Source organism: Anaerosporobacter sp., from assembly GCF_965301125.1.
Map to the genome: position 1 here is coordinate 1 of NZ_CBDLAM010000218.1, position 5,617 is coordinate 5,617.

A 5,617-nucleotide genomic window follows, 5' to 3' on the forward strand; every position below is an offset into this window, starting at 1 on the left:
GAAGTGTAAAAAGTGTTAAAAGAAAATACTCTAAGAGAAAATGAAAAAAAATACCTTACATGTGAGAAGACGATAATATTTGTATTGTTAATGATGACTAGCGGGATGATGGGAGCGTACACCGTATGTTTAAGAGGAGAGGTATTCTGTAATGCACAAACAGCTAATTTTGTACTTATGGCTGTAGCCCTAGGAAATATGCAATGGATGAAGGGGCTGTATTATTTAATTCCAATGAGTGCCTATTTAGCAGGTGCTATTATATCCGAAATATTACCGGGACACGTTAAGAAGATTAACCTTTTACGATGGGATACCTATTTGATTGGTTTTGAAATGATCGTATTGTTTATCATAGGATTTATTCCCTTGAGTTTACCAGATCAAATTGCGCAGGTAATGATTAACTTTATTTGCTCCATGCAGTATAATACATTCCGCCAGGCTCAAGGTACACCAATGGCCACTACATTTTGTACGAATCATTTGAGACAAACAGGAGTCTGGTTGGTTAAATTCTGTAAAAAGAGAGATATTACATATTTACAAAGATGCAAGAAACATATCATCATGCTAGCGAGCTTCTTTTTTGGTGGGATTATATCCACAGTAGGGGGAAGATTTTTACAGGAAAAAGCCATATGGCTCGCACTTGTTCCGTTATTCATAAATTTTATTTTGCTTTCTTATGCTGATCTTACGAGTGAACATGATTTATTACAACAAGTTCCATCTGGACATTAAAAAGATTTATTTTCCATATTGACTCTCTCATTATGTTATACTATATAGTAAAAATGAGCTCAGAAAACACATATATGTGAGGTAAATAAAATGTTGAAAATAGGTGATTTTTCAAAATTGTCAAGGATAAGTATACGCATGTTGAGGCATTATGATGAAATAGGGCTTCTGGTACCGACGCACATAGATACGTTTACAAGCTATCGCTATTATAATGAAGAACAGCTTGCTGTAGCGTGTAGAATCACTGCATTAAAGGATATGGGTTTTAGTTTATCAACAATAAAAGAGATATTGAAAAATTATGATGATCCGAAAGCTTTATCTGACTTTTTAGTAGTAAAACAAGCAGAAATGCAGGAAGAAGCCGCTGAAATTAGGCAACGTTTACTTCTCCTTGAAACAGCTATCAAGAGGCTGAGAAAGGATGATATGGCTATGAATTATAATGTTGTATTAAAGACAATTCCACAAAGGTATGTTGCGAGTGTTAGACAGATAATACCGTCATATAATAAGGAAGGAGTATTATGGAAGATTTTGAATGAGGAAACTGCATCTCAGAAATTGATTCCTGATGATAACTGCTATAGTTTGGCTATGTTCCATGATGAAGATTACAAAGATAGTGATGTAGATGTTGAAATACAGGTAGCTGTTAAAGGTGAGTATGAAAATACGGAACACGTCATTTTCAAAACAGTACCCGAAGTAAAGATAGCTTCCGCAACCTATAAGGGAAGTTATGAACAGATTACTGCAGTAAATCATGCAGTAGCCAACTGGGTTAGAGATAATGGATATGAATTCAACGGAGCTATGTTTTGTATCTATCATGTAAGTCCAGCCCAAACGCAAAATCCTGATGAGCTAGTTACTGAAGTTTGTTTCCCAATCAAATAGAATGTAGTATGGTTTTTGTTACTTTATAATTGAAACTTATTATTCGGATAGCTTCCAATAGGAACATTAATTAGTATAAACATCTCATTTGAATATTTATCAATAGAAAAGTAAAAAATAGATAAAAAACAAGAAGGAGAAGTTTATATGTGTACAGCACTAAGTATAGAATCAGCAGAAGGAAAAGTGTTTTTTGGCCGAAATATGGATTTAGCATATAATTTTAATCAACGTGTCATAATTATACCACCAAATTATCAGTACCAAGACAAGGTTACTGGCAATATTGTTACGAATCATCAAGCAATAATCGGTATGGGAACGGTTATTGATAACCATGCAACATTTGCAGATGCGATGAATAAGGAAGGTTTGGCTTGTGCAGGATTAAACTTTGAAGGATATGCTTATTTTGAAAAGGAAAGTGTGAAAGGTAAATTAAATATTGCCCCTTATGATTTCATTCCATGGGCATTGTCTAACTATACAACAGTGAATGAGGTGAAAGAAGCAATTAAGGAAATAGAGTTGGTAGATGTACCAATTAATAGTAAGACACCAGTGCCTACCCTACACTGGATGTTAACTGACAAAAGCGGAGAATCCATTGTTGTTGAAAAGACTGTTGAAGGCATAAAAGTACATGATAATCCGGTAGGGGTAATGACCAATAACCCAACGTTTGATTGGCATCTAACAAATTTGAATGAGTATCTATATCTTTCTCCTGTACATCACAAAAAGAGTGTATGGAGTAACAAAGAGCTACACTCCTTAGGCATTGGTAGTGGAACACTTGGAATACCTGGAGATTTTGCATCCGTTTCTAGATTTGTAAGAATCGCCTACATTAGAGCCAATACTCCTCTTATCAAAAGTGATGACGAAGCAGTATCACAATTTTTTAACATGCTTGATTATGTGAAAATGGTGAGAGGTGGCGCTACGACTGCAGACGGAATTGAGGATTTTACTATATATTCCTCATGTATGGATTTGAATAGAGGTATCTATTTTTACAGATGTTATGATAATAGTAGAATAAATGTAGTTGATATAAGGAAAGAAAGTTTTGAAGGTACAGATGTTATTTCATTTCCGTATTTGGCAGAGCATGACTTTAATTATCAAAATTAAATAACTAAATTATAAGGGGAAGAGTCTATGCTATATAGGAACTATTATATAGCATAGGCTCTTTTATTACATTCAGCTGCTGGCTACTCATCATCGGAAATTACTTCGCATTCAACGATTACAGTAGACGTTTCAAATGTGCATATTAGACAGCAATCCAAACATCTTTCCAAAATTAAATGATAAAAGTCGGATGCGATAACTACATTGTAGGTAATGTCTAAAGTCTAAAAGAGAACTGATTAGTTGGTGATAATGTTGAAAATAGTAAGTATATAGATTATAATGTAAGATAGTAATTAATTGTAATAAGAATAAATATTTCAAAGTTGAAAGAGAAAGGAGATTAGTGATGCGATGAGTATTAGATACATCATATGACGATTATATGAAAAAGTATATTATTATTTTATTTATGGCTATCATATGTTTAATGGCATGCGCTAAAAATAAGTCAGATACCAACATAAATAATTCCTTTTTTTATAAGGATCATCCGCAAATAACTGAAGATAAAATAATAAAACAAGTAAATGAATATTTGGTAACGAAGTATAAAATGATTAACTTTAGTCTTAATGAAGAGGAAGAATTTCTGTTTCCTAATTCTGTAATATACTATGATGTGTATTATATCGGTAAAAGTGTTAAGTATTCTTCTGATGAATATTTATTAGTTAAGCTTAATCTGAAAGATGAGATACTTTCTAATGAATCTGAAGAACGTTATCATACATTTAAAATTTGTGATAATGGTGAAATCGAATTTAAGTACATAGATGATCCGAATAATGTAAATCTATATGACGCTGTTATAAGTGACACTTCGTTAGAGCGTATAGCTAGTGGTGAAAGTAGTATTGGCAATCCATATCATCTGGAATTTGAAGATTTTGACCAGAAAGATGATATATTAAAGGAAATTAAAGAAGTAATAAGAAATCGATATTTTATGCAGAACGATGATCCAGTATATCAACCGCTTTTTTATGATGAGGCAAAGGCATCGGAAGTCTATGTTCTTGATTTTGATGAAGGCTGTGTGAAATATAATGAATTTACTATGCTTGTTTATACGGATGATGGAAATGTATATAATGGTGTTTTATATTATAGCGTTCCTGATCAGAAATTTTATTGTGCGGAAGCTGCGACAAGTTCCATAAAAAAATATAATGTTAAAGAATTAAATAATGCAGAGAGCGGAAATCTAAAGTATATTTCAGATTATTTTGAAAGAGTTAAAAAGTACTCAATTTGTGTAATAAAGGAATAAAGCGCAATTTGAAAGAACGGATCAGTTGGAGTTGCCTTAAGGAATCAATTCCTCTGAACTAATTCCTCATAGACCTGATGTAAATTTTTTCGTGCTTTAGACACACTGCTTACAGTAGTAATACTGGTGTTTTTCCTAAATAGATATAAGTAATGAGCAACAGGAAGGTTCTCTATAATAGGAATCCTTCCTGTTGCTCATTATATGTAGTTAAAATTATTACAAAAATACGTATGCAAGTTATTATTCATTAATAATCTCGTCAAGAACTTGGAGAAGTTCTTCTCCATTAGATAGTTCATCATTAACAGAAAGATCTACATCTTCTTGAAAATTTGGATCTAGTGCAGTATAGGATTGATTATCATCTATAAATGCACCTTGATAACCACCCATAATATAATATGAATTTTCTATATAACTTGGTTTTAGAGTAAGTAGATAGGATTCTCCTAAGGTTAAGTGATCAGATACTAATTGCATAATTTCAATCGTATCCTCAGAAGCTCCCTCTAAACGCTCATCAATTCGAAAAGTGACTGATACTGCAAGTTCATTTTTTTGTGTTACATTTTCAACAGTTCCCTTTACGATAAGATCAGCATTAGCAATAAGTTCATCAAAATTGTCATAACTATCAGCATAAGAAGCAGAAACTTGGAGCTGAGTACCTTCTTCTTGATTGGTAGTTAATGAGCTAATATCAATACCAGTATCAGGTGTTTGCTTCGTATCATTGTGTTGGCTATTATTTAAGAAGAAATAACCAGCAACACAACAAATACATAGGCATGAAAAAGTTACGATTTTTTTTGTTTTTTTCATAATGACCTCCTAGTATACCTGCGATAAATGTTTTTTTTCGTTACTTGATGGTGAAGCTGAACTTAGATCTTTTGCGTCAGCAGGCATAACATTTCCACTGTTATAATGGCCATCATATCCCATAGCATGGCCGATTTCATGTACTGCTATTTGCTTCCATTTACTTGATGAAAAGCTACTAAAGGCACTACGATTAATTAGGAATGTCTTTACAGTACCACTTATTTTACAAATTTGTTTTGTACTTCCATTATAGTAGCCAGTGTAGACAGAGACAATTGGGGTGGTAGTTAAACCAGTTAAATTAGGAGCTAAATATAAACTATTAGCTTCTGCTTCAGTTATTCCACCTATGACTAGGTCAGCAGAGGATTGTGAACTATTTTTTTTGGATAAATTAGTGGAACTATTCCAATTATCAAATCCTGTTGTGACATAATTCTTTATGTTACTAACTGATAGATTGGCATTAGTTGTGACATTGGATCCAACATAAGTATTTAAGGTACTAATATCCCAGAATGCAATTGAATTAGAATCACTATACCAATAGCTAAGTTCAAATCCGCTGACTGCTTTGGCTTTACCAACGGGAAGTACCGATAGTAGAGTAATCATTAATAAAAAAGAAATGGTTTTTTTGTATTTCATAGTTTCCCTCCTATTATTTAAAAATGCCTTAATTGTAAAATGAAACGCAACCCATTCATCTACAATTAAGAGTTATTTTAT

General features: G+C 32.7%; 6 protein-coding genes. 4 read left to right on the plus strand and 2 right to left on the minus strand.

Annotated features, from left to right (window positions below; translation table 11 throughout):
- Window positions 1-12 precede the first annotated feature (12 nt).
- From ACW2QF_RS17085 to ACW2QF_RS17100, 4 genes are all read left to right on the plus strand, one after another.
- Window positions 13-744 carry a YoaK family protein gene (locus tag ACW2QF_RS17085; RefSeq protein ID WP_455717223.1) on the plus strand — a complete coding sequence of 244 codons (732 nt, stop codon included), beginning with the start codon at window positions 13-15 and terminating at the stop codon, window positions 742-744.
- 90 nt (window positions 745-834) lie between these two features.
- Window positions 835-1,647 carry a MerR family transcriptional regulator gene (locus ACW2QF_RS17090; protein WP_455717224.1) on the plus strand — a complete coding sequence of 271 codons (813 nt, stop codon included), beginning with the start codon at window positions 835-837 and terminating at the stop codon, window positions 1,645-1,647.
- Between the two features lie 147 nt (window positions 1,648-1,794).
- On the plus strand, window positions 1,795-2,784 hold the full coding sequence (gene bsh, locus ACW2QF_RS17095; RefSeq protein WP_455717225.1) for a choloylglycine hydrolase: 990 nt from the start codon (window positions 1,795-1,797) through the stop codon (window positions 2,782-2,784).
- Window positions 2,785-3,172: 388 nt separating this feature from the next.
- Entirely contained in the window at window positions 3,173-4,060 is an 888-nt protein-coding gene (locus ACW2QF_RS17100) for a hypothetical protein (RefSeq protein ID WP_455717226.1), read from the plus strand.
- A gap of 243 nt (window positions 4,061-4,303) precedes the next feature.
- On the opposite strand, the gene ACW2QF_RS17105 is transcribed toward ACW2QF_RS17100, so the two are convergent.
- Entirely contained in the window at window positions 4,304-4,885 is a 582-nt protein-coding gene (locus ACW2QF_RS17105) for a hypothetical protein (RefSeq protein ID WP_455717227.1), read from the minus strand.
- A gap of 9 nt (window positions 4,886-4,894) precedes the next feature.
- Entirely contained in the window at window positions 4,895-5,536 is a 642-nt protein-coding gene (locus ACW2QF_RS17110; protein WP_455717228.1) for a hypothetical protein, read from the minus strand.
- Window positions 5,537-5,617: the final 81 nt, after the last annotated feature.